This window comes from Caldalkalibacillus salinus, from assembly GCF_016745835.1.
GTDB lineage: Bacteria > Bacillota > Bacilli > Caldalkalibacillales > JCM-10596 > Caldalkalibacillus_A > Caldalkalibacillus_A salinus.
Genome location: NZ_JAERVL010000012.1, coordinates 229249 through 255711, shown reverse-complemented (window position 1 = coordinate 255711; position 26463 = coordinate 229249). Strand labels below are relative to the sequence as shown.

Genomic DNA, 26463 nt, shown 5'->3' with positions numbered 1-26463 from the left:
GCTATTAATATAGTAAAATAAAGGTAACGCACTAAAAGTGCAATTTAAATGCAAATAAAGGAGACGGTCATGAGACATGATAGAGGACTAGCTTCTAAAATGTTGCAGTACGAACATGGTAATCTCAAGCTTAAGTGGGAAATCCTAAGTTATCTTGGCAGGATTGAAGAACTGGACCACTCACTTCGTGGAGACGACGGCTTGGATAACTTAGCAGAATGGCGATCGGCTTATCACCTTCTCGCGCTCCGTTCACAGAAAAAGATTGAACCACAAGATCTTATTCAAAAAATTCAATATCAAACATCGGATGATCCTAATTTATTTGTTTTATATCGTTTAATTCAGGGGTATGCCTATTATGATAGCCACGAATTTGGATTGATCTCTAGTGTATTAAGAGAAATTAAAGAGTCAATTCCTCTAATGGATGATAGGAAGCTCCAGGAGATGTATCAACTCAGGCTGGTGCAGCTACAGACCAACTATCACCTCCGAACGTTTTATATCCAAGAAGCACAAGAAGGTTGTCAGTATATTATTGACAACAGTAATAATCCCACTTATATCGCTTCCGCCTATCACACCCTAGGTATTAGCTATCTCTACGATGACTATACTTCCGGCATGCGAAATCTGAAGAGGTCACTGAGAATGTATCAGCTCTTTGGGCAGCGAAGTCATAATATAGGTATACGAAGAACCATTATTTTTTTTAATCACTATTGGTCCCAGTCTAATCAGTATATGTTATTTAGCAATCAACAGGACGACATGTTAGAACACGTTCACGGCGAAGTACGCCTAGGTAACATATCTAAAGCTAAAAACATATTAGAGCGTATTGATGTCCCTGCATTAAGTGCAACAAGTAAAGGATTTTACTACTATTTTAAAGGACTGACTTACAACTCAATAGATGACTTTTATCAATCTATAATCTCTTTCAAAAATATGGACGATAAATTCTATGCCAATCTTGGACGTTTAGAACTATACAAGCTTAATGAGAGATCTTCAGCAATAGAGGCAGCATTTTATTAACTGACGCAAATATTAATCTAGATCTTAAGTATGACCACAAACCAATATTTTCAAATTTAATAATGACATGGACCTGATAGATGGTAAAAAAGGCCTATTTAAATGTTTGCCATATATTGTATAATGTAGATAAATAAGATCTTATTTTGTTATGGCTTGTCGCTATATTGGTGATTGGGGGAGATTCTGTTGAAAGGATTAAACCGCATGCCACCCGTGAATACCACAATGATAAAAGATTATTTTGAAGACACTGTCCTTTACGTCTTTCAAATGGAAGAAGCTTGCTTTAACGCTAACCTTGATGAACTGCAGGATATAATAGACCTTAATCAACATACGAAAGATCCTCAAATACAAGAATGGACAAGCATATACCAACTTTTTTTACAACGTCTTAGAGGCGAGATCACACCACATGATTTGCTAAAATCTGTTCAATACAAAACTTCTGACCAACCTCTCATGTTCTGTGCCTACCGATTACTCCACGCCTACAGTTGTTATGACAATCGTGAACTTGGTGTTCTGAAACACGTGCTCGTTCAAATTAGAGATGAGCTTGAAAAAATAAAGGATTCATGTGTTGAACCTTTTTATCATTTTCGGCTATGTCAGCTCTTATCTAACTATTATCTTAGTCAGAATGAAGTGGACAAGGTTCGCGAACATGCTTATGTCATTATTAACTACTGTTCTACTCAAGCGTACATTGCATCCGCATACCATACACTTGGCATTTCCTACCTGTTTGAAGACTACGACAAAGGAATACACGCGCTCCAGATGGCTCTGGATATCTATGAAGAATTAGGAGAACTGACCAAGATAAATAACGTTAAGAGGAGTATCGTCTTCTTTAATAATTATTGGTCCGTCATTGGCGATCTTATGATTTATAGTAATCAAACCAGAGATATACATGAGAGAGCACATGCGGAAGTGAGAAAGGAAAACAAGAAAAAAGCGATTCAATTGCTAAACGCTTTGGAGATAGACCAATTTGGTTATTTAGAGATGGGTTATCACTACTTTTACATGGGCCTCGCAACCGATAATGTCGATTACTTATATAGATCAATCGAGGCATTTAAGAAAATTAATTATAAGTTTGCTGCTAATATGGCTCGCGTTGAACTCTATGAACGAGGGGAACGCCCAACAGCTATTGAAGCAGCATATAATTAAATATTTTTTAAAATTTGAAGGGAGGACACGTGTATGAGTAAGTGGCAGAAGTTTTTTGCAACAGGAGCGCTGACATTTGTGTTCATTTGTGTGTTTAGTATTGGTGCTTGGGCTAATCCAGGTCACCCAGCCGTTGGTGAAGGAGATGTCACGCCGCAAAGTCCAGGACACCCAGCCGTTGGTGAAGATCAGCTATTGAGTTATGCAGGTTTTCCTGACGTTGGATAGACCCAGAATATACTATACTGGGAAGGAATAGCATATTCTGGTTAGCTACATTCTCATTTATTATAGCTTAACGGGAAGAAAAATCAACAAGAAACCTGTAGAAATATAATCTACAGGTTTCTTGTTTTTTGAGAACAAAACGAACATTTTCGCTAATTTTCAAGTGTTTGAGCACCGAAAAATAATGATTGATCATCGCGAAAAGGTGATATCTTGTCTATAATATTAGAATGGAATCAAAAGTTGTTGTACGATTAATTTGATACGAATGACAGGAACCAAATGATAATAACAAAAACGAACGCAGAAATTAGGAGGTTGAGGCGTTGAGCTCAATCATACGTGTCCATGATGTGCGCAAAAAATACGAAGATTTGCAAGCGGTCAATGGCGTCAGTTTTGAAGTGAAAAAAGGCGAGATATTTGGTCTATTAGGGCCTAATGGTGCAGGAAAAACAACAACCTTAGAAATGATGGAAGGGTTAAGAAAGATTGATGAAGGAGAAGTCTATATTTCGGGATACTCTGTAGAACAATACAGGCAAAAGATTCGCACCATGATCGGAATTCAATTACAATCAACGTCACTATTTGATTTGCTCACCGTAGAAGAAACGTTACACCTCTATGCGAGCTTCTATCAAGCGACTTTAGGGGTCGGCGACGTTCTATCACAGATGAACCTAGTAGAGAAAAAGGCCAGCCTTGTTAAATCACTTTCTGGAGGTCAAAAGCAAAGGCTAGCAATCGGTTTAGCACTTATTCATGATCCTGACGTGATTTTCTTGGATGAACCTACAACAGGTCTTGACCCCCAGGCAAGACGGGCATTGTGGGATATTATACAAGACTTACAAAACAGGGGTAAAACCATACTTCTTTCCACTCATTATATGGAGGAGGCACATGAGCTTTGTGACCGTCTAGCGATTATGGATCAAGGGCAATTAAAAGCACTAGATACACCAGATCAACTGATAGAGGAACTAAATATGGACAGTGCCGTGGCCTTTACATGGTCAGAGGAGCGTTACCCTAGTGACGAAATAGCGGGAGTCGTCAATGCTACATATAAGGACGGTAAAGTTGTATTATATACAAAAGACTTGCAGCAAACATTGATATCACTGATTAAATGGTCTGAAAAGAACCAAAAACACCTATTAGAATTACAGACCCGTAAAGCGACCCTAGAGGATGTCTTCTTACATCTTACAGGAAGGAGCCTTCGAGATTAATGCAATCCTTCAAACAACTCACATTAGCTCAGTTAAAATTATTCTTACGTAATAAGACCGTGATATTGTGGACAACATTCTTTCCTCTGGTTCTCATGGTTATGCTAGGCCTATTTTTAGGTAACGGCGGAGAAACCAGCGTGACCATCGGTTGGTATGATGAAGATCAGAGTGCTTCTTCTGACCGCATAAAAAGCGCCTTTGTCGAGACTGAAGTTATAGATGTTCATGTTTTGTCCACATTAGAAGAAGGAAAGCAAGCTGTCCAAGACGGTGACCTGAGTTTAATGGTTGGGATACCTGCAGGTTTTGGCCATCAGTTAGAGCATGGAAAGCAACCCACTTTTGATGTTTATTATGATGAGGTGAATCAATCCGTATCTGAGGTTGGGTTCGCACTTGTCGATCAAGTCGTGGATGAGATCAATAAAGAATGGGGTGATTTTGAGGAAATCGTGCTGACGGAGAGAAAGGGACTTCAATCTCTTCAATTAACCTATTTAGACTTTCTGGTCCCAGGTATTGCGGCGTTGATGATACTTTCCAGTAATTTAAATGGGGTGGCAGCCCAAATTGCATCTTGGCGAGAGCGTGGCATTCTTAGACGCTTACAATCCACAGGCCTCAAAGCGAGCACGTTTATTGCAGCACAGATCACGGCAAGAACAGCACTTAATCTGACGCAAGCCATATTAGTTCTTTCTGTAGGGATATTCGTTTTAGGGGCTCAGATGAATGGCCATTGGCTTGTACTCCTCTTCTATCTCATATTAGGAACATTAGTGTTTATGTCTTTAGGTTTTATTATCGCAAGTTTGGCTAAAACACCAGAGCATGCAGCTCCTGTCGCAGGTTTTATATCGTTCCCTATGTTTTTCTTAGGGGGGATATTCTTTCCTATTTCTGATATGCCTGGCTTTCTTCAACCGGTTGTTTATGCAATTCCCATATCTCACCTGAGTGATGTGTTAAGACAGGTCATGAACACGGGCGCCGGTATTATAGATTTATGGGTACCAACATTGATATTAATAGCATGGTTTGTGGTCAGTTTTGCATTGGCGTCAAAGTTTTTTAGGTGGGAGGCATAGACGAGATACCTTTTTCTCTAGGCGAACATATAGTATTACGGACACTCATGATTCGTTCGCTATAAGAGGAGGTTCTAGCGTCGTTATGTCTCAACGCCAACTGTCTGATGATGTGATTAATTGGGCTCATCAAGCGATGGCTTATGCTGAGCAACATAGGCATAAGATCACAGATAAAGAAATCGACCAATATCAAAAATGGCTTTTTCAAATGCAAGAGCTGATAAAAATCGCAAAAACAAATGCATCGGAAAACAACGGGTCTTCTTGGAGATATGAACATGAACAGGCCGATATTCGGGGTAAAACGGAGAAGCTGTATCAACAATTGCAGAAGCTTTTCCAACCTCAATTCAAAAAAGGAGCACAGACAAAAAGTGATACAGTTCAAACAACCGCACAACCGTCAGGTGCTACCAAGCAGGAGAAAAGCGATACTGTGCCAAGGCAAACGGTACCGATCGGACAACATACGTTACCCCCTTTGCCCTATCCATATGATGCCTTAGAGCCGTATATTGAAGAGGAAATTATGAGATTACATCATGATGTCCACCACCAAAGCTATGTGGATGGGCTTAATGAAGCGGAGAGAAAAATGCGTGAAGCCAGACGAACTGGCAACTTTGATTTGTTAAAACATTGGGAACGTGAAGCGGCTTTTCATGGTTCAGGTCATTACTTACACACCATATTCTGGGATATTATGTCGCCAGAAGGTGGAGGGCAACCCAGTGGTGATCTCGCTAATGAAATCAACAAAACCTTCGGTAGTTTTCAACGTTTTAAGCAACATTTCACAGAAGCGGCAGACAAAGTGGAGGGAGTCGGGTGGGCGATACTGGTTTGGGCACCTAGAGCCCAGCGTTTAGAGATCTTACAAGCGGAAAAACACCAGCATTTTGCCCAATGGGATGTTATCCCTCTCTTAGTCTTGGATGTTTGGGAACATGCCTATTATCTACAATACAAAACGGATCGTAAAAAGTATATTGAGAACTGGTGGAACATTGTGAATTGGGACGCCGTCAATAATCGTTTGAGAGTGGCAAAGCAAGTACGTTGGACACCATATTAACAAATCATACACAATTGGGTAAGATAAAAGCAAAGGGACATTCACCTTTGCTTTTTTTGTAACGATTTTTGTTTGTCTATATGAAGCATAGGTGACTAAGATTTATCCCCTTCGTCATCATCGTACTTTTGCTTTAATTGCGCCTCAATGGATTGTTTCTTCTCACTTAATTCAAGATTTGTAAGGGAAGAGTCTGTGATGATGACGGGCGTCCCTTTTTGGAGTTGGTCATACAGCCACTCAACGTTTTCATTCTGCAATCGGATGCACCCGTCCGTAACATAGTGACCAATCGATTGAGGTTTATTTGTCCCATGAATGCCGTATTTATAGCCGTTCGTATAAGGGACGCTTAACCCGATCCACCTTGTTCCTAGCGGATTTTTAGGGTCTCCGCCCGCAATTTGTTTGGGTAAATACCATGGTTCTTTCACTTTGGTCACAATTTTAAATTCACCAAGTGGTGTTTTAGTTTTATTTCTGCCCGTGGCAACTGAATAGGAAAAGACTTCGTGAGTGTTTAAGAACACCTTGAGCTTATTGGTGGCTAGGTCAATCTCTAGGTGTACCCCTTCGTACTCTTCCGGTATTTGCGCCTGGCTATTCGGCGGGACACTTACAAACAGCAAGATGAGTAGAAAACTACTGAGGATGACACGGCTCTGTTTTTTGAGATGGGTCAACATAATCACTCCCTATATTCTACTTGACTACATCACGAAATGTTTAAATCACTAGCCAATCACTAGCCCATATATCATTTTTGAAAAGGAGGTATCCCATGAACCCCATTGCAAAATGGATTATGATCACAGGGGGCGTTCTGATTGTGGTCGGTCTGTTGTGGCAACTGCTTGGCAGACATATCCCACTGGGACGTTTACCAGGTGATTTCGTGTATGAAAAAGAAAACGTACGTGTTTACTTTCCGTTTGTCACAATGATTATCCTTAGTATTGTCCTTTCTTTACTATTTTCATTAGGCCGTTTCTTCAGATAAGCGTTCATGGTATGATGTAAAAAAAGTGGAGGAGGGGAGTAGCATGTTAACAGATTACCATGTTCACATGCACGAAACCGGGGACTTTTCCTTAACTTGGCTTGAAAAATACATAGAACAAGCCCAAGCTAAGGGTATAGAAGAGTTAGGTATATCAGAACACGCCTATTTCTTTGAAGAAACAAGAAACATCCTATCTAACGACTGGGTTAATGGACGGCGAGGACTGCAAATGAAAACATACTTGGACCTATTTGAGCAGGCTCGTTCAGCCGGTTACAAAGTCAAGATGGGGATTGAAATGGATTATACACCTGGTAAAGAAAAAGAAATGGAAGCCTTTATTAAACAGTACCCTTTTGATTATGTCATCGGTTCTGTACATTGGATTGGAGATTGGGGCATTGACCTCATGGATTTTAGAGATGAGTACGAGAAGCGAGACATACACGACGTTTACACCGCTTATTTTGATCAGGTGGTCACTTTGGCTCAATCTAAGCTATTTGATTTTGTAGGTCATATAGACCTTGTTAAAATCTTTAACTATCGTCCCACGGATCAAGCGTTCTTACACGCTCAATTCGACCGTGTCGTCCAAGCGTTAGCCGATTCAGGGACGTGTATTGAAATCAGTACAGCAGGTTTACGCAAGCCAGTAGAGGAGATTTACCCCGAACCTGCATTACTTCAAAAATGTAAGGATGCGGGTGTTGGGATCGTGATATGTTCAGATGCCCATCACCCTGACCATATTGGCTATGCTTATGACCAAGCGATATCATTGGCAAAATCGGTCGGTTACCAAGAGATTCAGACGTTTACAAAACGTGAAAGACAGGCCCATCCACTAGGCTAATGATAAGTGAGGTACAGTCTAATAGGATATTTGGGGTCAGTGTGAAAAACCATGTCGTAAATGAGAATAGAGAAAAACAAAAGCCTTCAGGATAATGTTTCCTGAAGGCTTTATTAAGAAATATATTAAGTTATCCAATCTGTTTCCCCTTGCTGTGGGGCGTTACCTATAGGTCAATTTCTGTAACGGTCATAATTTCGTTCAATTCTCCAAGATGTTCCAGAACTTTTGGCAATACTGGTTTATCAATGGTCAACATCATAATGGCGTCCCCGCCGATATCCTTTCTTCCTACCTGCATCGTAGCGATATTCACTCCGTGTTCGGCTAGTAACGTGCCTACACGTCCGATGACACCCGGTTTATCCTGATGATGGATATAGAGTGTATGTCCTGAAGGTGTAACATCAACTGAATACTCATCCACTTTGACAATACGAGCACCATAGCCATTGAGCAGCGTACCAGAAATCTTCCTTGTTTCTTGGTTTGTACGAAGCTCGACCGTTATAAGGTTGGTAAAGCCTTTGCTAGAGGACGTCTTTTGCTCGTTGACGGTCAAGTCTCTTTGTTTCGCCAGGTGCGGGGCGTTAACGTAATTGACTTGATGGCCTAGGTGATAGGAGAGTATCCCTTTAACGACATTGCGCGTTAAGGGGGCCACATCAAAATCGGTGAGCTCTCCCGTATATTTAATGTCAATCTCCTCATGGGCACCTACAGCTAACTGAGCGAGAAAGGAACCGAGCTGTTCACTTAAGGAAAAGTATGGTTGCACCTTGTTTATTATATGAGCCGGAACGGATGGGAGATTGACGGCATTTTTAAACGGTTCATCTCTAAGAATGTGCAATACCTCTCGACTCACATCAATCGCCACGTTCTGCTGGGCTTCCTTTGTGCTGGCCCCTAGGTGAGGTGTCGCGATCACTTCCGGTAGTTCTAATAGCTTGTGATGCGTGGCGGGTTCTTCTTCAAAGACGTCTAGTCCTGCTCCCGCTACCTTTTTATCAATAATAGCCTCGTAAAGGGCTTCCTCGTCAATAATGCCACCACGGGCACAGTTTAAGATATGGACGCCATCTTTCATTTTGGCAAACGCCTCTCGGTTAATGATATGTTTGGTCTCTTTGATGAGTGGTGTATGCACGGTGATAAAATCAGCTGCACGAAGCACCTCATCTAAGGTCCCACACTGTATACCGAGTTTATCTGCCTTTTCGGGCGTAAGGTAAGGGTCGTAAGCCACGATGGAAAGGTTAAACGCTTTGGCGCGCTTAGCGACTTCACTTCCGATCCGACCCAAACCGACGATACCGAGTGTTTTGCTGCTAAGTTCCACGCCTACGAACGCTTTTCGGTCCCACACGTGTTGCTTCAGCCTATGATACGCTTGCGGGATACGACGTGCGAGAGACAGTAGCATTGACATGGTATGCTCAGCCGTTGAAATCGTATTCCCGTCCGGGGCATTAATGACGATGACCCCTTGCTCTGTGGCGGCTGTGAGATCAATGTTATCGACACCCACACCGGCTCTTCCTACGACTTTCAGATTCGTGGCTTTGCGGATCACGTCAACTGTCACTTGTGTTTGACTCCGGACGAGGAGCGCATCGAAATCTGGAATCAGGGCGATAAGTTCTTCTTCTGAGAGTCCCACTTTTTTAACAACCTCAACATCGTCTGCTTGTAATAAACTTTGAATGCCATCATCACTTAATGGATCACTAACGAGTATTTTGTAAGTCATGGATATACACCTCCTGAGCTGCTGCTACACCTTGGCCTAACGTAATATCGTCACCGAGTTCAACGAGCGCACATTCGAGGGCACTGATACATTGTAGGACGTCTAACGGTGAGCAGTAGCCCATATGTCCAATTCTAAAAATGTGCCCTTTCATATGGTTCTGTCCGCCTGCGAGTGTGATGGAAAAGGATTGACGCATGACGTTTCGTAAATCATCTGCAGCGAACGTCTCCGGTTTAATGGCTGTAACGGTAGGAGAAGCGGCTTTGTCATCCGTTAGAAGTGGAAGACCAAGCGCTTGGCACGCTGCGCGGGTCATATTTTTCATCGTCTGATGACGACGGTACACCTGATCCAACCCCTCCGCTTCTAGTAGATCCAAGACCTTCTCTAAACCAAAAATCAGAGACACACCAGGTGTAAACGGGGTTGCGTTTTGTTCTAGCTGTGATTGGTACTTTCTCAGATCTAAATAGAAACGGGGACGGGGATTGTTTTCGATCGCTTCCCATGCACGAGGACTCACACCTACGAAAGATAGTCCTGTAGGGAGCATGAAAGCCTTTTGAGAACCTGTGACGAGAATATCGATCTCCCAGTCGTCCATCTGAGCCTCAACAGCCCCGACACAAGAGACGCCATCGACAATAAACAGAGCGTCACTCTCTTGTTTGATCACTTTAGAGAGGTCTTCAATAGGGTTAAGGACCCCTGTTGATGTCTCACAGTAAGTGGCAAAGACGGCACTGACCTGAGGGTGCTGTTGCAGTACCTCTTTTAGCTCCTCAGGTTGTACGGCGTTTCCCCAAGTTGTATCGTACCGGTGAACTTTAATACCGTATGCTTCACATATTTTGACGAAGCGATCACCAAATGATCCAGTGACGAGAACAAGCACCTCGTCATCCTCTTTAACGGCGTTGACAACGGCCGCTTCTAAAGCTGAAGTACCGCTAGAAGTTAGAATGAGCACATCCTGATTAGTTCCGAAGATAGGTTTTAACCGAGGGGCGACACGACTGAGCAAATGTTTGAACGCCTCACTTCTGTGGCCCACCATGGCTTGAGACATAGCCTGGTTCACACTGGGCGGAATGGGAGTAGGCCCAGGAATTCGTAAAATACTATGGTCTTGCAGCATGTTTCTCTCCTCCTCACTCTTGCTAAGTTTTTTTTAGATATATAAAAAACCTTCCAACCCCTACACATTGGTAAGGGGCGAAAGGTTGTGATGAACATTACGCGGTACCACCCTTATTTTTCTAAGACTTCGCAATCTTAGTCTTCATTGGTTCGTGACCAAAGCATATAACGGTGCTGACCCGTTTAGACCTACTAAACGCTCTGTGTTCAATCTAACGACTCCAAAGTGCTCTTTATTGAGTAGACCACTGGTTCGCAGCAACCACCAGCTCTCTGTAGATCTATGCTTCAATAAAGTTATCTTTATCCACGTCTTTATTTTCTGTTCATGATACTATATGTATAACAAATCTTTGATATACATAGGGTGAGGGGTTGTGTAGATATTTACAGTGACAAAGATGAAGGGTAAGCTTTTACCTCTTATCCATGGCCACTGTCTAGCGTGTATGTCTGTGATGATTTGTAAATAAATCTATCACGCTTTGAGTAAATCGTCAACGCTTTTTGCTCGAAAAAACGTACAATGTATAAAGTTTTTGAAATTAATGTTCGTGTTTTGTTCATGTCCAAAGGAGGTTAATTGAAAATGTACCGTCTAAGAGGTCATCATTTGCTTTGTGTTCATGGTTTTAAAGGCATGGGATATAGTCCACAGTTCGTGGACAAAATGAGTCAGGTCGTGGGCGATATAAGAGATGACAATAAGGATTTTGATATAGAAGTGGTGGCAGACCTCGATGACACCTGTCAGGCTTGTCCTCATCAGGGGCAAACAACGTGTGAGAAAAGTCCGAGTTCTAACGACCATGTCTTGTCCTTAGACCATCATGTCATCCATCATCTCGATCTCCAACCGGGAGACAAATATGCTAAAAGTGAATTGGTGCAACGAGTAGCCGACAAAGTCGATCCAGAAGATTTAGACCACTTGTGTCAAGGGTGTTCGTGGTTATCATACGGGGTATGTAAAGATGGGATTCGTGCGTTAAAGCAGCGACATTTATGAGCTGTAATGATTTTTCATTTTTCCACCTCTTTGGTAAACCATGTCCTTTTCTAATAAGAAGTAAATTGAAGTATTTGTTATGTAGTTATCATTAAAAAAGTAGTCCATTTTGGAGTACAATTTAATGTTTGTACTCCAAAACTGAACTACCTACTTTATGATCATATTGGCTTTTGGTTTAAAGGTTTCTTACCCAGGAAAGCGGTCAATGCACTCATCTATTAATTGTGCAGCCTTTTCAGGACCTTCCCATCCTTCAATTTTTGTTTCTTTGTTCTCAAGGTCTTTGTACACCTTAAAGAAATGTTCAATTTCCTTTAGATTATGTTCTGGCACATCTTCTAAAGTGTTCACGGCATCCCAACGCGGGTCATCCACTGGTACAGCGAGGAGCTTCTCATCTTGCCCTTTATCATCGGACATATTGAGAACGCCAATCACACGTGAAGAAATCACACATCCAGGGAATGTAGGGAATGTGGTGAGGACCAAGATATCGAGTGGGTCACCATCTAACGCTAGTGTATTCTCCAAATAACCGTACTCAGTTGGATAGTGCATAGGGGAGTACAAGACACGGTCTAATTTGAACGTCCCCGTCTCTTTATCATACTCGTATTTATTCTGACTACCTGTTGGAATTTCGATGAAAGCATCTACGACACGGTTCTCAAATGCCATACATACAGCTCCTTTTCTCTATCACTATGTATTCTAACACTTAACATTATAGCAAGAAGCTAGAGGAAAAGAAAGCCGAAACAACCCCTAAACATATGATCTCCTGATGTTTCGGGCTTTTTATATACACCCATGTATCATGACATTACGGATCAAGGGTTAAAGAGAGGAATAATCGGTGACGGTAGGTCCTCTTGCTCTTGCGGTGTGGTTTGCTCTAGGAAAGCGCCTTCTTGTATTGAATTACTCGCAATTAAAACGTCTAATGCATCAGCCACTGTATTGATAGGGGCGTTTTCTCCCTGTTGGTTGGCATAGGACGCTAAATAAATTTGCGCATCCTCAGGGTTGAAGTAAGTGAGAATCTCTTTTTCTTCCAGGGCTTTAGCTATAACTTCATTCTTACGATGGAAACCATACGCCACCCAATGATCAATGCGAATGTCCAGTGGGGCTTCGACGAAATCTGGTGCTTCATTCGTCTCATAGATGCTTTCCCATAGGACAAGCGCCTCATAAAACAGGGTTTGACCTCTGAGCCAGGCGGCTTGTCCTGCCTGAAACTGTGGATCGTCTAACAGCTTGATCTGATCAGTTGTTAAGTCAGTTTTATTTTCCGCTTCTTTTAGTCCTTTTTCAAAAGCTGATAACGCTTCAATGTACTGTAACATGCTCTCTTTTAGTAAGGGTGACGATTGTGGATAAGGTGCCCCTTGTAATGTAGCCTTAATCTGTTGCGTCCGTCCTTTGAGCTGAGTGATGAGCTCCATTTGCTGATCTGTTGGAACGGATTCAAATTGGTCGAAAAAAGCCAAGTAATCTCTCCTAAACTCTTTAAATGGCTGATAAGCGTCATAATAGTATGACATGAAGTCAGTGTGTGAGTATTGCATCGTTTCTTCATGCTCTTCGCCTTCCATTGACGTCAGTAAGGTGGTGAATGTCTCTTCTGCTCGGTCATGACCCACCTTCGCACCCAAGAAAAACCCTCCGATAAATAGAGAAAGAGAGATTAAAATGGCATAGACCACCATAAAGTCTGTTTTTGTTAATCGAGATGACACGTGATGACCCCCAATCTATTAAACTAGTATAAAAAAAATCGCGTGAGAGTGGAAGAGGCATGTTAAAATAATAGAAAAACGTAAAAGTGTGAAGAAACATGTTAAATGGACTCGATTTCATTATCTTATATATGATTGACAAACTAAACGGGGAAAGAAGTGTGCAGGGTTGCTATTACATACTCACAGGCAAGAAAAGTGGGCAGGCGATTCAGGACACCACTCTATTTGGATTTCAAAACTGGTACGGAGCTTTACCACACCTAGAACGTTCGTCGTTTGATTCTTGTGTCCAACAGCTTAAACAGGAGAACAAGGTTGTTTCCGTTGATGCTTCTAAGGCTTCTTATGTTACGATACAGCCAGCTTATTACGCTGATGTGATACAGCAATGGAAAAGCTTAGATTTGGCTCAACGTTCTGGACTACAATCCACTTCCTTACCGGCCACCCAAGTTTTCACTTTCTGGAGACGTTTGCAATTATGGATGCAGGTGTGTTCTCATCATATAAATGAACATGCATCATTTCAACCGATCGTGTCGGATTTAGAGAGCAAGATGTGGGTCAAGGAGAAGTGGAGGCGCACGCAGGACAAAGTAGAAGGCATTCGTCGTTTTAAAGGGGCTTTGCGTGACGTGTTCGAGCAGTGTACCGATCCCTTATTCCCGTCGTTGTGTGTGTCACGTTTAACAGGATACGGCGTTGCGGGGCGAACCTTTCAACAACTTGAGCAGCTTTATGACCTGCCTGAAGCAGTTTTACGCTTATTTTGGCTCCAAGGGGCTAGAGAGTGCATGCAACACGCTAAGTCTCACCCTGATCTGCAGCCATTTGCTAAGGTTGAAGAAGGAGATGGCGTCTTAAAGGACAAGCATGTTGGGCTCACTCTTTCAGCCTTTGAAACTTTAAAATATCTAGACCAAGGATTTGATCTCCAAGCTATTGCCTATAAAAGAGGATTGAAGGTCAGCACAATTGAGGATCACGTCGTCGAAATTGCCTCTAAAAATCCTAGTTTTTCTGTCCAACCGTTTCTGCCATCAGAAGTGTTAGAGCGGATTCTCAATGTCAGTCAGAAGCTGAAAACCAAGAAGTTAAGTGTCATAAAAACGGAGTTAGGGTCTCAAGTGACCTACTTACAAATTCGTTTGGCTTTAGTAAAGGAGGCCATACGTCATGTCCACAAACCAATATCTTGAATACAATCACGGACATCAAGTGTCGGATGAGCTTATGCAACAAACGCTGCAAAAAGTCTACGGCTATCATGATTTTAGAGAAGATCAGGCTTCAATTATACGGTGTGTGATATCGGGAAGGGATACCCTAGTGATTAAAACAACGGGTGGTGGAAAGTCTTTATGCTACCAAATCCCGTCTCTCCTATTGCCAGCTGCAACGGTTGTCATATCACCGCTCGTGTCTTTGATGGAAGACCAAGTACGGGACGCGCATTTACATGGACGTAAGGATACAGTAGCCATACACGGGCATTTATCGGGGGCAGAGAAAGGTGCCATTCTGGCTCATATCCACCAGTATAATCTTATATACGTTTCTCCTGAAGGCATACAAAACGACACGATCATGCGTGCCTTAAGCCGACGTAGGGTTTCGCTATTCGTTGTTGATGAAGCACATTGCATTTCTCAATGGGGACATGATTTTCGACAGGACTATTTACGCCTAGCCCATATTAGAAAAAAACTGGGGCAACCCACATGTATGGCTTTGACTGCAACAGCGACAACGGAGGTAAAAAACGATATCCTGTTCTACTTGGACATGGTGAACCCGAAGTCGTTCATTTCCTCCGTAAATAGAGAAAACCTTTATCACTATGTTCAAAGGGTTGAGAACGAACAACAAAAGATCACATTCATCTACGATCTATTAAACAGACGTCAGGATGCTGGATTAGTCTATTGCTCCTCTAGAGCGAAGACGGAGGAGTTAACACAATATTTTCAAGCCCAGGGGATAACGTCCATAGCTTACTATCACGGTGGGGTCAACCCAGAAGAAAGACGTATGATCCAAGAACAGTTTCAACAAGGAGAGTTGAAAGTCATTTTTGCCACGAACGCTTTTGGCATGGGCATTAATAAGCCGGATATTCGCTATGTCATTCACTATCATTTTCCTAGTCAGCTTGAGGCATACGTGCAGGAGATGGGGAGATGTAGTCGGGACGGGAAATCCGGTGTATCCATTGTGCTCGCGCAAGCAGGTGATGAACAAATCCCTTATCACTTTCTAGAACAGGAATATACGTCACCTAGCAAAGTACAGTTATTATTTAGGTACCTGAAACAAATGGGTTATAAAACGCCGTCTAATGAAGAGGAGATGCAGAAGGTGGCTTACTCACTGGATTTTCCATTACAAGCGTTGGACACTGTCCTCTTTCAGTTAAAGCAAGTTTTGGCCGATTCACGATTAACGGCGGGAAACATAGATGAGTTAGAAATAGAAGTGCAAGCGCGAATGGATCAGTTGCGTCTCAAACGGTCCAAAAAAATTGCCACGATGTATCACTGGTTACAGTTGGGGGAAGCTGAATGCAGGCGATCTTTTATTTTACATTATTTCTCTGAACGCCTTAAGCACGACCAGTCAGAGTGGTGTTGTGATTTGTGTGGCTATCGCCCTGAATGGTTGGAGATAGACGTCGACACATGTCATTCAATACGGCCGTTCGAGACCCCACATGGGGATAGACTGCACTGGTCAGAAGCGCTTGATCAGTTGCTACCACCTAGCCACTTATGAGTATAAGGGGGAGCCTATGAACGACCTGAGAGATAAATTAGACAGTATGCCAAATCGTGTGTTGTTCTTGAACTTAGCCCTCACACAAGGGGTCCTTTTTGTAGTCGGCTTAATCCTATATTACGTTTTTCTTAGAAAAAAAATGACCATCACTGAACTGTATCACTTTAATGATTTCGGCACGGCTATGCTATACGGCACAGTGTTTGCGGTCGTGATCATAACATTAGACGTATGGCTGATGAAACGACTACCTAAAGGATATTTTGATGATGGGGGGATTAACGAACGTATCTTTCGTGACGTCAACGTGTTCCAAATTGCTGTCATTGCTTTGTTCGTCGCCTTCGTAGAGGAGTGGCTATTTAGAGGTGTGCTACAAAATTTAATCGGTTTATTCTGGACGAGCATCCTCTTTGCATTATTGCATTATCGTTACTTAAACAAGTGGTTTTACGGCATGCTTGTACTTGCGATTAGTTTTGGTTTTGGTACACTATATCAGTGGACAGGCAATTTATGGAGTGTCATATGGGCGCATTTCTTGATAGATTTTATTTTAGGATGTTTGATTCGGTACCGCCTCGTTGAGACAAGGGTATAAGCATAGCAGGTTATAGGGGGAGACACCATGGTGAATTCAGATAACGATCAGGGAAAAAATTCAATGAATCATCGCCATAGCGATGATTCATATTCACATACGAGTTCTTTACCTCCAAGAGCGGTTAAACATGGCAAGCGGAAATTACGCAAGCGTAAACGTGCCGAACATACTGACGCTCTCACTCATGACACAGATGCACCAGTTGAAGATCAGGATTTAGATAAACAGGAAGAAAGCCATTCGACATTATCAGGTGGCTTTCCATTAATACAGATTATTCTTTATACGTTTTTGGCCATGATTGTTGCGTTTCTATTGTTTTGGGCTTGGGAGTTTAAGCAACAGCAGGTACAGCTTCCAACACCGGTCAACCTTTTAGAAGACATACAAGAAGAATCTGGTCCTGATAGAGCGAATGAAAATATACCAGGGTCTGATGAAGAGGATGCACGTGCAGATGGCACGGAAGATTCCAATGCAACCCCTTCGGAGCAACCTGGTGCCCCAACTCATGATGGTCCCGAGGGAGAGGCATCGCCATCACAGAACGGGTCTACAAATGATGAATCCTCCGAGTATGTAGGGGAGGTTGAGGATACTTCAGAAACGGATACAGCTCACCAAACGGAACCGAACGCTGAAAGTGAGGAAGAAGAGCATTTACCACCTGTTGAGTTAAGTGAGGAAGTCGTCGCTGTCCATACCGTTCAAGCGGGAGAAACCTTCTATTCCATAACGATGCTTTACTATGATGATAAACGTTATCTAGAGCCGCTAGCAGCGTTTAATCAGATTGATGATATCCGACAGATCAATGCCGGTTCTCAGATTCGGATACCTGCTAAAAAATAATGATTAAATGAATAACCCCGCATACATTGAGCTACTGATCCTTAGCGGCAGCAGTAGCTCATGCCGAGTAAGAAGGCCAAATGGGCCTTCTTATTTGTTTGACCCTGATTAGACACGTTTACGGACTAGAAAATTATCCTGAATCAACAGCCAATTCTGTGGAAATTCAAACCTCAGCACCCAGTAGAAAAATCCACCAAGGTTGAATGCTTTGATCAAATCAAATTTGGCCTGAATACTGCGGGCATCCTCAAACCAAACCTCATGTTGGTTCCCCTCCTCATCGACATAATTAAAAAATGGCGATTGGGCCGTTTCGTCATATTCAATGGCGGCGTTATACTGAGCAGCCAATTCAATAGCTTCTTGTGGGCTAATGGCACGGGCGAACTCCCCACCCTCTTCGTACGGCAATGTCCAATCGTAGCCATAGAGGGGGATCCCCATCATCACCTTCTCGTTTGGGATCTGTGAAGCTGCGTATTCAATGACGCGTCGTACTTGGTCCAATGGTGCCACCGCCATCGGGGGCCCACCTGACCATCCCCACTCATACGTCATGACGAACACTTTGTCCGCGATTTCACCGTGAGCGGCGTAATCATGCCCTTCGTAAAGCACGCCTTCTTGTTCTCCGCTTACTTTTGGTGGAATCGCGGTGGACAAGAGATAATTTTGTTCATCCAGTCGTTGCTGTGCTTTTCTTAGGAATTGATTATATCTTTCTCGGTTCTCCTCCCCTAGAAACTCTAAATCAAAGTCAAGGCCTAAGTACCCTTTTTGGTTCATGATTTGCATCGCTTCGTTTAATACACGATCTTGTAGATCTTCATCACTAAGAATCGTTGTGGCAAGCTCGGTATTAAAGCCGCCTTCCTCAATATTGGTAATGACCATAATAGGGACAACGCGGTTTTGATAAGCCGTGTTAATGGTGGGTTGGTCTGGAATCGGATTTAGTGTCCCATCGGGGTTCAACTCATAACTGAAAATAGTGACGTAAGTTAAATGTGGAGCAACCGATTGGAGTATCGGAGGCTCATCCGTCCCATCCTCCATAATCTCAATGTATGCGCTGACGTCCTTGACCTCTCTTTCTTGCTGGGGAATATACAGGCGTAGTCCAGGCCATATTTGATCAGGGTTTGGTATCCGATTGATCTGAAGCAGTGCATCGACTGTGGTGCCATATTGTTGGGCAATTTGGAACAAGCTTTCACCAGGCTGTACCCAATGGTAGCTTCCCCAGATAGGGATAACGATGGTTTGACCTACGACCAGTTGGCTAGGGTTTGGAATCTGGTTCGTTTGGACAATGCGCTCCAATGGCGTGCTATATGTTTGAGAGATTTGCCATAGGCTATCTCCAGGTTGAACCACGTGAATTTGCAACGTCTTTCTCCTCCTTATCGCTTAAAATCATGTCATTCATTATTTAGCCTATTCAATGAAGCGACACTAGGTGATAGCCTAAATCATAAGACGATCCTTTTGTATTCACGAAGAGACAAGCATGTTCATATATTAAATTAAGAGTAGCGAAGGAGGTGTAGAGAAAGTGGACTTGCTACTATATATCAAAGACGAACTGTACGCCCTCATACCAGTATTGTGGATTATCGGTAACTTTCTCAAAATTACACCGGTCATTAAAAATTGGACCATCCCTTGGATATTACTTTCAATCGCCATCATCTTTTCTACTGTTATATTAGGGCTGACCATCCAAGCTTTTTTACAAGGGGTATTGGTTACAGGGGGAGCTGTACTGGTTCATCAACTGATTAAACAAACGAGGGAAAAAAATTGAACGTTCTAACCTTTCCACGACATATGTGGAATTTTTTTCTGATTGAATAAAGAACGTTCGTTCGCATATAATGAGAAAAGAAAGAACGAACGTTCTTATTGTCGGTTCGTAACGACGAAGTGACTAGAAAATCGGAGGGATAGGCAGTGAAGACGGATATTCGCCATTTGTTAGAAAAGGCCCATGAGAAACACGTCCCCGTCGATATCATGTATATGGATCAACGTCAAAATATAACCCAACGGACAATTTTCGTCAAAACAGTAGGAGAAGAACACGTGGAAGCCTTTTGTCTGCTACGTCACAAACATAGAACCTTTCAGCTAGATAAAGTATTAGCAGTACAGCAAAGGAGAGAGATCATTGAAAATCAACAAGCTCACACCTGGACACAATTTACTTTGGGAATCGAGTCGTATGATGCTGCCCGAACATAAGGGAAAAATGGTGAAGTACCGTCAACAGCATACGAAGAAAGAAAAGCCACTCCTAGACGCGCAACACCTTGAGACGTTATCACAGGTGATCCATGCAGCCATGTGTGCAAATCATACCGTTGTGGTTGAGCTTTACGATCCATTCGAGACGCAGACGCTGACAGGCGCAATAGCCAAAGTGGATGTGCACAAAGGACAATTGAAGCTATCCAACGATGAAGGGAATACTTGGGTTGCTCTACAGGATGTTTTAAATATTAGCGTTGTATAGGTTTGAGATTGAACGGTATTGGCCCATACTAAGTGGAGAGACTAGTTCGGAGGACAGGAAAAACATGTTTGAGCTAATGAAACAGGCAGTCAAAGTAAAAAATCGGAGACTTATCCTTATGGCTATCGTGTTTTTCGTTTTTAGTGCCTACTTTTTACACTATTTAGAACCTGAGATGTTCAATACCCCTTTTATTGCTTTTTGGTATGTCATGACAACGGTGACCACAACCGGTTACGGGGACTTTGTTCCAGAAACCACGATCGGTAAGATTTATACACTGATTCTTTATTTAGTGGGGATAGGCTTAATTGGGATTATCTTAGGGAAAATAGTAGAGTTTTTCGAATTACGTAGAAAATGGAAGGAAGAGGGAAGGTTGCAATTCAGAGGGAAATCACAGTTCGTTGTCGTTGGGTGGTCAAAAAAAGCGAAAACAACCATATATGAAATCCTCATATCTAAGGAGGAGGCACATATTGTCCTCATTGATACGAAAAACCGGTCACCTGTATCACATCCCCGTATCCATTACATCCAAGGAGATGCGACTGAAGTCAAGACATTAGAAAAAGCAAGTGTACTTGATGCCGAAGCAGTCCTCGTTTTTGCTTCTGATCCTGTCACAGACGAGGTCTCAGCGGATGGACGCTCACTGCTCATTGTGTCGAGTATAGAAAGCTATGCCCGAAAAGAAGGGAGACAAATCTACACCATCGTCGAAATTATTAGAGAAAAGCACATCCCAAATTTCAAACATGCCAATGTGGATGAATTTGTATTATCCAATGAAGCATTCTCCGACCTTATGGCCAAATCAGCCCTACATAAAGGGTCAACGAGACTGTTTATGCAGCTGTTAAGTCACAAGCACGGGGTTAACCTGTGGGAGATTAGAAGAGACCCGGAATGGTACACGTATCACGACGCCTTTGAAGCACTGAAGAATATGGGCGCTAACCTCATTTCCGACCATCATGACTTTACGATTATCCAGCGCTTAGATGAACCTATTCCAGATGACGCCCAATTATATGTCATATGTGATGACGCCACATACCGAAGACTAAAGGACGACATAAAAATATCATAAATTTAGAGCGGATTCTGTCACTCATGACGGAATCCGCTTTTTAAACGTTAGGAGAATATGTTACTAATGTGCCTGGGTCGTGTACGGAAACTGCGTTGAGTAGTTTGAGAATTGCTTATAGGCTTGATCAAGCTTCTGTTGCTCTTCAGCTTCTAGCTTGTACCATCCCTTTTTGAACATCAAGTTAAACAGGTCACGGTGACACTCTTGGAGCTCTTGGCAGATAGAGACAGCATCCTGGTGTAGCTCTGAGTGACTAGATTCCCAAGCGGCTATATTCGCTACTGTTATCAGATATTTCTCTGTAGCGAGTACATCATTCACACGGTCACGGTCGTTCATTTCTGGCCCCTTCACTTTGGGTAACATACTCGACTGAGCATTTTTGATCTGATTCGGATTTTGGCCCTGCTGACTTTGTTGGCTCTGTTGGCTCTGTTGCCCTTGACCTTGTTGTCCCATGTTCTGTTGATTTTGGTTCATGTTGCTCCTCCTTACTGCATTTGCTGCTGGTTTTGTTGGTTTTGTTGTTGCCCTTGTTGTTGCTGCTGACCTGGTTTTGGTTGAGGCACCTTAGCCATTTCAGCTGTGTTGTTATTTTGACAATGCTTTAAGAGCATTTGATAATGTTTTTGATGCATACGTCCTGCCTGATCTAGCGCTTGTCTAATCTCAGGGTCTGTGCACTCTTGTGCATAGTGTGCACATTTCTTCATGGTCATGAGATGCCAAGACATGTGATCCTTCAGATAAAGCGCATCTTTTGTGGTAATCACTCTAGGCGGCTCATTCATCACGGGCGGTTGTTGTCCCGAAGTATTTTGTTGTTGCATGTTTAATCCTCCTAGCACTATAGTTTATTTGTATCGTTAATAATGTTCCCATGTTTCAGCGTTTTATAGAAAAAAAGTAAGATAAAGGAGGAAATGCAAACGATAAAGGGAGCATAGAAACCGAAAACAAACAGTTGAACAAGACTATAGGAGACGGCCATAGCAATAAGAGGTGATAGCACCCATACTAAAAGAATTCTTTTGACCACAGGGTGTTGCCATATGGTATGTTTCTCTTCGTTATTTGAGCCGATGCCTATAATAGACATGGTGGTTGCCTGAGTAAGGGGAACCGGTATGCCGAACAATGAGGCGATGATCACCAGGGATCCACTCGTAAAGGATACGACACTGCCTTGTACAAGACTTAGTTTGGTGATTTTTTTTCCATTCGTCTCTAGTACAGGCCCCCCTAATAGCATCGCACCTAAACACATAAAAATAGCCCCCAACAAAATTCCCTGCTGAGCGGATAAAATATCTGATGCAATAAGAGGACCTATAGCGTTTGCCACGTTGTTCATCCCTGCTGCAAACCCCTCGTAGCATCCGAAAAAAATCAAAAATATAATGAGTAATCGTTGGTACCATTTTCGCTTTGTGTAGGCTTTTAACCAACGGTTTTCACAGTAATGCACTAGACGGTCCAACCCCTTAGCAAACCAATAAGCGGTGATGGGGAGTACAAACCAGACAGAGACAATGCCAATCACTTGTAGGATATAAACTTTTCCAAAAGCGATGCCCACGCCTATAATTGAACCGACTGTCACTTCACTTGTCGATAATGGTATCCCCATTTTATTAGAAAAAAATAAAACAGCTGCTGATGAAGCGATGATGAGGACACTAATCGTGTGGGTCACTATATCTTGTGGAATGACCCCTTCGCTCATTGTTTTTGTGACTTCACCACCACCGAAAATGGCTCCGAAGAGGGCAACAATACCGACCAAACACACAGCCACCCACTTTTTACGTATGGCCCCACCGCCGTATGCTGGACCTATGGATGCAGCCGTACCACTCGCTCCGATATTCATAGCAAAAAAACAAGCAAAGAATATGGCAGTAGCCACTAACATGTTGATCCCTCCTGGTGTGTGCCTAAGCTATTAAATGCAAAAAGGAAGAATCATGTGCCTATTTCTTAACGTCCACCTTAATTTAGTTTTCGGAATACAACAAAACTTTTAACGAGAACACTGGCAATTCCAGCCGCCATGAGTGGACCAACGGGTACGCCTTTTAAGAAGATGATACCAAAGATACTACCCACGATAAGACCAACGATCATTTCGGGTTCCAGTTGTAGCAGTTGCAGTCCCTTACGATTCATATAAGTGGCAATGGCACCTCCAAGTAAGGCAAGGATCCCGTACCAGCTTGTCACAAGGGAAACGATATCTTGCAACCCAATTTGGTTCGTGGCAAAAGGGACCAAGACGGCAATCGTCAGAAAAAGGAGTCCGAGCTCTAGCCCCCTTCTTTCAACTGTAGGAAAAAAGCGATCTAGCGCGGTGAGCTTTAATATGAGTAATAGGCTGGCTGCGGTGGCGATAATATGTGATTGTCCAATTAATCCGATCACCATAAGCAAAACTAATAATAGTTCCCCGCGCATAGCGTCTCCTCCGTTACAGACAAGCTTTTATTGCATTCGTATGTGTACAAAATGAGAATTATGTCTTCATGTGGTACAATCGGCATAGACATAGATACTGTAGGATTATGACCACAGACCAGCCAATACAAAGAGGTGAGACCATTGACAAAACGGGTAGCTCTCATAACTGGAAGTGCAACTGGATTAGGGGTACAAGCAGTAGAAGCTTTGGCCAAGGATGGGCACCACGTCGCCATCAACTACCGAAATAGTGAAGAACAAGCAAAGGCACTATTACATAAAATACAAGACGTATATGAAGTGAAGGGCATGCTCGTACAAGGAGATGTGTCACAACAAGAGGATTGTCACAGAATGGTTCAAAAAGTGGTACAGCGTTTTGGTCGTATTGACATTCTTGTGCTTAATGCAGGACCGTACGTATTTGAACGTAAAAGGTTAGTGGATTATACGAGTGAAGAGTGGGATCTATTGATGAGTGGGAATTTAAGCTCGTTTTTTTATTTAACAAGGTATATCATTCCCCTCATGAGAGAACAAAAGTGGGGAAGGATTATCACATTTGGCTTTAATCATGCAGGACAAGCATCAGGGTGGAAATACCGTTCTGTTTTTGCTGCGGCCAAAGTAGGGCTCGTGTCGTTGACGAAGAGTACAGCGGAGGAAGAATCTGAGCATGGTATCACTGTTAATATGATTTGTCCGGGGGATATCGTTGGTGAGAATAAAGAGAAAACCATTGAAGGCGTACAACAACAGAACGAGTCGCAGGAGGAAACGCCTATCGCACCCATTGGACGCCCGGGATCAGGTGAAGATATCGCTCGGGTCGTGACATTCTTAAGCTCTGAAAAATCAGATTTTATTACAGGCAGTGTCATTGAAGTGAATGGTGGTATGAACGTTTTAAAAAAAAGATCTAATGCCATAAATAAGACGACAGAGAGGGAATAAAGGATGAGTTGGAAGCTATCTGGTGAGGAACAACGCTTTGCGTTCAGGGGAGCATATGACAATTACGTTGAACTTGTGATATACCCTAGGCAAATAGCGTCTGCAGGACACGTGGTCGTGCTCCCCATTTATGACGAAAAATTTGTTTTTACAAGGCACAAATCGAGAGGCATTGAATGGCCCGGGGGAAAGATAGAGACTGGAGAACAGCCACTTGAAGCAGCCTTACGAGAGTTAGAAGAGGAAACGGGTGCCAAAGCACAATCCGTTTGGCTTATAGGACAATACTCGGTGAGAGGCCAGCACGACGCGTTCATAAAAAATGTGTATGTCGCTCAAGTGTCAACCATGGGTGACGCTACAGGTGACGATACGAATGGGGCTATCTTACTGCCCATGGATACGTTACCCGATGAAACGAAGGGGTACTCACCGATTGTATCTGATGGGGTTTTCAAACGAATAAGAGATGCTATATTTGGGTGCTAAATCTATTCAATGGGACATATTGTACGAGTAAGAAGGTTGATGGAGGAGATTGATATGCGTTTATGGCTCCATTGGGTGTTGTTCATTGTCGCTTGGGTCCTGAGTACGCTCTCCGTTCACATCTGGCCAAGCATCAATGATATCAATAGTCGAATCGAAGAAAATGATTTAGAGGCGAATTCTTTAAATCAGATGGACTTAGAGCATAAGGAAGACCTCTTCTCTATTATCTTGTACAAACCGTTCCATTACATATTGAGTATTGCCTTTCTCATCTTTTTTTTGTTAATTGCAACATCTATTCTGAGAAAAATAGTATACGAATGCAAGGTTGCTTATTTATTTAAATCTTTCCCTTTTGAAACCTCTTTTCTTTTTCTAGGGATGTGTTTGTTATACGTGCGTGTTTTGGCACAATTCCCAACCTTAACTGTAACCTTGACATTAATGGTGGCTATATTCGAGCTCATCTCGTTTTTGCCCCAGCGTAAAACAAGACGGGTATTCGTTCGAGAGGGGTAAAATCATGATCACAGTGATAATATTAATGTCCTGTCTAGTGCTGCTCATGGTCATATTGAGTGTCATGTACAGGAATGCAAAAAACATACAGCTGAGAAAAACGGATATCTATTTTCCTGATTGGCCAACAGGGTTTGACGGTGTGCAGATCCTTTACTTGTCTGATTTACATCGAGAAGACATTTCAGAGAACATGTTCGAGTTACTAGCAGGGGAATCTATTGATCTGATTTTGATTGGTGGAGATCTCACGGAGAAGGGGCATGATTTACAAGCTGTACAAAGGCAGGTGGGAAAGCTTGTATCTCTCGCACCTACATACTTTGTGTGGGGGAACAACGACTACCAGAATGATTATCGTGCTTTAGATATTATGTTGCGGGAACTGGGCGTGCATGTGCTAGATAACCGTGCGGTGTCTTTAGAATCTGGTCAAGATCGTCTATGGTTGATCGGACTGGATGATTGCACGATAAAACGGGATGACATCGAACATGCTTTAGCTGATGTTACATCCCCTGGTTATCGTTTGCTATTGGTACACAACCCCATTATCATGCGTAAGCTCGAAGTTGATCAAGGTATCCAAGCGATATTAAGCGGGCACACGCACGGAGGGCAAATCAATTTACCTATTCTAGGACCCCCATTTTCCTTCCGTTCATTTTATCGCCGGTATCTGTCGGGGCAATACCCAGTGTTTAAGGGTAAAGGACTTCTATTGATCAGTAACGGAGTAGGTACGTCTAGACTGCCTTTACGTCTGAAAGCAGAAGCTGAAATTCATCTTCTTACTTGTAGGAGTGGGAGATAAAAC

The 26463-nt window shown here is 42.7% G+C and carries 31 protein-coding genes and 1 other annotated feature; of the genes, 21 read left to right on the top strand and 10 right to left on the bottom strand.

Annotated elements, in window-relative coordinates; translation table 11 throughout:
* Positions 1-69 precede the first annotated feature (69 nt).
* The 6 genes from JKM87_RS09345 (at position 70) to JKM87_RS09320 (ending at position 5867) form a co-directional block, all read left to right on the top strand.
* The gene (locus JKM87_RS09345) at positions 70-1044 is read left to right on the top strand and encodes an AimR family lysis-lysogeny pheromone receptor (RefSeq protein ID WP_202080074.1); all 975 of its coding nucleotides are present in this window, start codon (positions 70-72) and stop codon (positions 1042-1044) included.
* A gap of 189 nt (positions 1045-1233) precedes the next feature.
* Positions 1234-2232: an AimR family lysis-lysogeny pheromone receptor gene (locus JKM87_RS09340; protein ID WP_202080073.1), complete on the top strand. Its 999-nt coding sequence runs from the start codon at positions 1234-1236 to the stop codon at positions 2230-2232.
* A gap of 33 nt (positions 2233-2265) precedes the next feature.
* The gene (locus JKM87_RS09335; protein WP_202080072.1) at positions 2266-2460 is read left to right on the top strand and encodes a hypothetical protein; all 195 of its coding nucleotides are present in this window, start codon (positions 2266-2268) and stop codon (positions 2458-2460) included.
* Positions 2461-2786: 326 nt separating this feature from the next.
* A complete protein-coding gene (locus JKM87_RS09330) occupies positions 2787-3698 on the top strand; it encodes an ABC transporter ATP-binding protein (protein WP_202080071.1) in 912 nt (303 codons plus the stop codon).
* Entirely contained in the window at positions 3698-4789 is a 1092-nt protein-coding gene (locus JKM87_RS09325) for an ABC transporter permease (RefSeq protein ID WP_202080070.1), read from the top strand. Before JKM87_RS09330 ends, JKM87_RS09325 begins: the two co-directional genes overlap by 1 nt.
* 85 nt (positions 4790-4874) lie before the next feature.
* On the top strand, positions 4875-5867 hold the full coding sequence (locus JKM87_RS09320) for a superoxide dismutase (RefSeq protein WP_236838710.1): 993 nt from the start codon (positions 4875-4877) through the stop codon (positions 5865-5867).
* Between the two features lie 95 nt (positions 5868-5962).
* On the opposite strand, the gene JKM87_RS09315 is transcribed toward JKM87_RS09320, so the two are convergent.
* Complete coding sequence (locus JKM87_RS09315) at positions 5963-6550, bottom strand: L,D-transpeptidase (protein WP_236838709.1); 588 nt, start codon at positions 6548-6550, stop codon at positions 5963-5965.
* A 98-nt stretch (positions 6551-6648) separates the two neighbouring features.
* Here JKM87_RS09315 and JKM87_RS09310 point away from each other — a divergent pair, with 98 nt between their 5' ends.
* Positions 6649-6867, top strand: coding sequence for a DUF2905 domain-containing protein (locus JKM87_RS09310; protein ID WP_202080068.1), 219 nt, complete (start codon positions 6649-6651; stop codon positions 6865-6867).
* A 43-nt stretch (positions 6868-6910) separates the two neighbouring features.
* Positions 6911-7726 carry a histidinol-phosphatase HisJ family protein gene (locus JKM87_RS09305; protein ID WP_202080067.1) on the top strand — a complete coding sequence of 272 codons (816 nt, stop codon included), beginning with the start codon at positions 6911-6913 and terminating at the stop codon, positions 7724-7726.
* 166 nt (positions 7727-7892) lie between these two features.
* Here JKM87_RS09305 and serA read toward each other — a convergent pair whose 3' ends face one another.
* The gene (gene serA, locus JKM87_RS09300) at positions 7893-9479 is read right to left on the bottom strand and encodes a phosphoglycerate dehydrogenase (RefSeq protein ID WP_202080066.1); all 1587 of its coding nucleotides are present in this window, start codon (positions 9477-9479) and stop codon (positions 7893-7895) included.
* On the bottom strand, positions 9457-10620 hold the full coding sequence (locus JKM87_RS09295; RefSeq protein WP_202080065.1) for a pyridoxal-phosphate-dependent aminotransferase family protein: 1164 nt from the start codon (positions 10618-10620) through the stop codon (positions 9457-9459). The genes serA and JKM87_RS09295 overlap by 23 nt, the downstream gene beginning before the upstream one ends.
* Positions 10621-10690: 70 nt before the next feature.
* Positions 10691-10941, bottom strand: a binding site (T-box leader).
* A gap of 264 nt (positions 10942-11205) precedes the next feature.
* Between JKM87_RS09295 and JKM87_RS09290 the strand changes: the two genes are divergently transcribed.
* Complete coding sequence (locus JKM87_RS09290; RefSeq protein ID WP_202080064.1) at positions 11206-11631, top strand: DUF1284 domain-containing protein; 426 nt, start codon at positions 11206-11208, stop codon at positions 11629-11631.
* A gap of 189 nt (positions 11632-11820) precedes the next feature.
* On the opposite strand, the gene JKM87_RS09285 is transcribed toward JKM87_RS09290, so the two are convergent.
* On the bottom strand, positions 11821-12312 hold the full coding sequence (locus JKM87_RS09285; RefSeq protein WP_202080063.1) for an inorganic diphosphatase: 492 nt from the start codon (positions 12310-12312) through the stop codon (positions 11821-11823).
* 152 nt (positions 12313-12464) lie between these two features.
* On the bottom strand, positions 12465-13376 hold the full coding sequence (locus tag JKM87_RS09280; protein WP_202080062.1) for a hypothetical protein: 912 nt from the start codon (positions 13374-13376) through the stop codon (positions 12465-12467).
* A gap of 131 nt (positions 13377-13507) precedes the next feature.
* On the opposite strand from JKM87_RS09280, the gene JKM87_RS09275 reads away from it, so the two are divergent.
* The 4 genes from JKM87_RS09275 to JKM87_RS09260 are packed head-to-tail and all read left to right on the top strand — an operon-like array spanning position 13508 to position 17610.
* On the top strand, positions 13508-14578 hold the full coding sequence (locus JKM87_RS09275) for a YpbB family protein (protein ID WP_202080061.1): 1071 nt from the start codon (positions 13508-13510) through the stop codon (positions 14576-14578).
* Positions 14556-16151, top strand: coding sequence for a RecQ family ATP-dependent DNA helicase (locus JKM87_RS09270; RefSeq protein ID WP_202080060.1), 1596 nt, complete (start codon positions 14556-14558; stop codon positions 16149-16151). The genes JKM87_RS09275 and JKM87_RS09270 overlap by 23 nt, the downstream gene beginning before the upstream one ends.
* 16 nt (positions 16152-16167) lie before the next feature.
* Entirely contained in the window at positions 16168-16755 is a 588-nt protein-coding gene (locus JKM87_RS09265) for a CPBP family intramembrane glutamic endopeptidase (RefSeq protein ID WP_202080059.1), read from the top strand.
* A gap of 27 nt (positions 16756-16782) precedes the next feature.
* Positions 16783-17610, top strand: coding sequence for a LysM peptidoglycan-binding domain-containing protein (locus tag JKM87_RS09260; protein ID WP_202080058.1), 828 nt, complete (start codon positions 16783-16785; stop codon positions 17608-17610).
* A 108-nt stretch (positions 17611-17718) separates the two neighbouring features.
* Here JKM87_RS09260 and JKM87_RS09255 read toward each other — a convergent pair whose 3' ends face one another.
* Positions 17719-19002, bottom strand: a complete 1284-nt coding sequence (locus JKM87_RS09255; RefSeq protein WP_202080057.1) for a glycoside hydrolase family 18 protein — start codon at positions 19000-19002, stop codon at positions 17719-17721.
* 166 nt (positions 19003-19168) lie between these two features.
* Between JKM87_RS09255 and JKM87_RS09250 the strand changes: the two genes are divergently transcribed.
* From JKM87_RS09250 to JKM87_RS09235, 4 genes are all read left to right on the top strand, one after another.
* Positions 19169-19420 (top strand): phage holin family protein, encoded by a 252-nt coding sequence (locus JKM87_RS09250; RefSeq protein ID WP_202080056.1) that lies wholly within the window; start codon positions 19169-19171, stop codon positions 19418-19420.
* A gap of 146 nt (positions 19421-19566) precedes the next feature.
* Positions 19567-19857: a hypothetical protein gene (locus JKM87_RS09245; RefSeq protein WP_202080055.1), complete on the top strand. Its 291-nt coding sequence runs from the start codon at positions 19567-19569 to the stop codon at positions 19855-19857.
* Entirely contained in the window at positions 19784-20128 is a 345-nt protein-coding gene (locus tag JKM87_RS09240; RefSeq protein WP_202080054.1) for a YolD-like family protein, read from the top strand. Before JKM87_RS09245 ends, JKM87_RS09240 begins: the two co-directional genes overlap by 74 nt.
* A 64-nt stretch (positions 20129-20192) precedes the next feature.
* Entirely contained in the window at positions 20193-21221 is a 1029-nt protein-coding gene (locus JKM87_RS09235; protein WP_202080053.1) for an ion channel, read from the top strand.
* A 63-nt stretch (positions 21222-21284) separates the two neighbouring features.
* Here JKM87_RS09235 and JKM87_RS09230 read toward each other — a convergent pair whose 3' ends face one another.
* From JKM87_RS09230 to JKM87_RS09215, 4 genes are all read right to left on the bottom strand, one after another.
* Positions 21285-21590: a spore coat protein gene (locus JKM87_RS09230; protein WP_236838725.1), complete on the bottom strand. Its 306-nt coding sequence runs from the start codon at positions 21588-21590 to the stop codon at positions 21285-21287.
* A 125-nt stretch (positions 21591-21715) separates the two neighbouring features.
* Positions 21716-22054: a hypothetical protein gene (locus JKM87_RS09225; protein WP_202080052.1), complete on the bottom strand. Its 339-nt coding sequence runs from the start codon at positions 22052-22054 to the stop codon at positions 21716-21718.
* Between the two features lie 17 nt (positions 22055-22071).
* On the bottom strand, positions 22072-23139 hold the full coding sequence (locus JKM87_RS09220) for an inorganic phosphate transporter (protein WP_202080051.1): 1068 nt from the start codon (positions 23137-23139) through the stop codon (positions 22072-22074).
* A 77-nt stretch (positions 23140-23216) separates the two neighbouring features.
* The gene (locus tag JKM87_RS09215) at positions 23217-23678 is read right to left on the bottom strand and encodes a DUF441 domain-containing protein (RefSeq protein WP_202080050.1); all 462 of its coding nucleotides are present in this window, start codon (positions 23676-23678) and stop codon (positions 23217-23219) included.
* 144 nt (positions 23679-23822) lie between these two features.
* Between JKM87_RS09215 and JKM87_RS09210 the strand changes: the two genes are divergently transcribed.
* From JKM87_RS09210 to JKM87_RS09195, 4 genes are read left to right on the top strand one after another with little or no spacing between them, the layout of a single operon-like run.
* Entirely contained in the window at positions 23823-24635 is an 813-nt protein-coding gene (locus JKM87_RS09210; protein WP_202080049.1) for an SDR family oxidoreductase, read from the top strand.
* A gap of 3 nt (positions 24636-24638) precedes the next feature.
* The gene (locus JKM87_RS09205; RefSeq protein WP_202080048.1) at positions 24639-25124 is read left to right on the top strand and encodes an NUDIX domain-containing protein; all 486 of its coding nucleotides are present in this window, start codon (positions 24639-24641) and stop codon (positions 25122-25124) included.
* A gap of 54 nt (positions 25125-25178) precedes the next feature.
* On the top strand, positions 25179-25646 hold the full coding sequence (locus tag JKM87_RS09200) for a hypothetical protein (RefSeq protein ID WP_202080047.1): 468 nt from the start codon (positions 25179-25181) through the stop codon (positions 25644-25646).
* A gap of 4 nt (positions 25647-25650) precedes the next feature.
* A complete protein-coding gene (locus JKM87_RS09195) occupies positions 25651-26460 on the top strand; it encodes a metallophosphoesterase (protein ID WP_202080046.1) in 810 nt (269 codons plus the stop codon).
* The last annotated feature ends 3 nt before the right edge of the window (positions 26461-26463 follow it).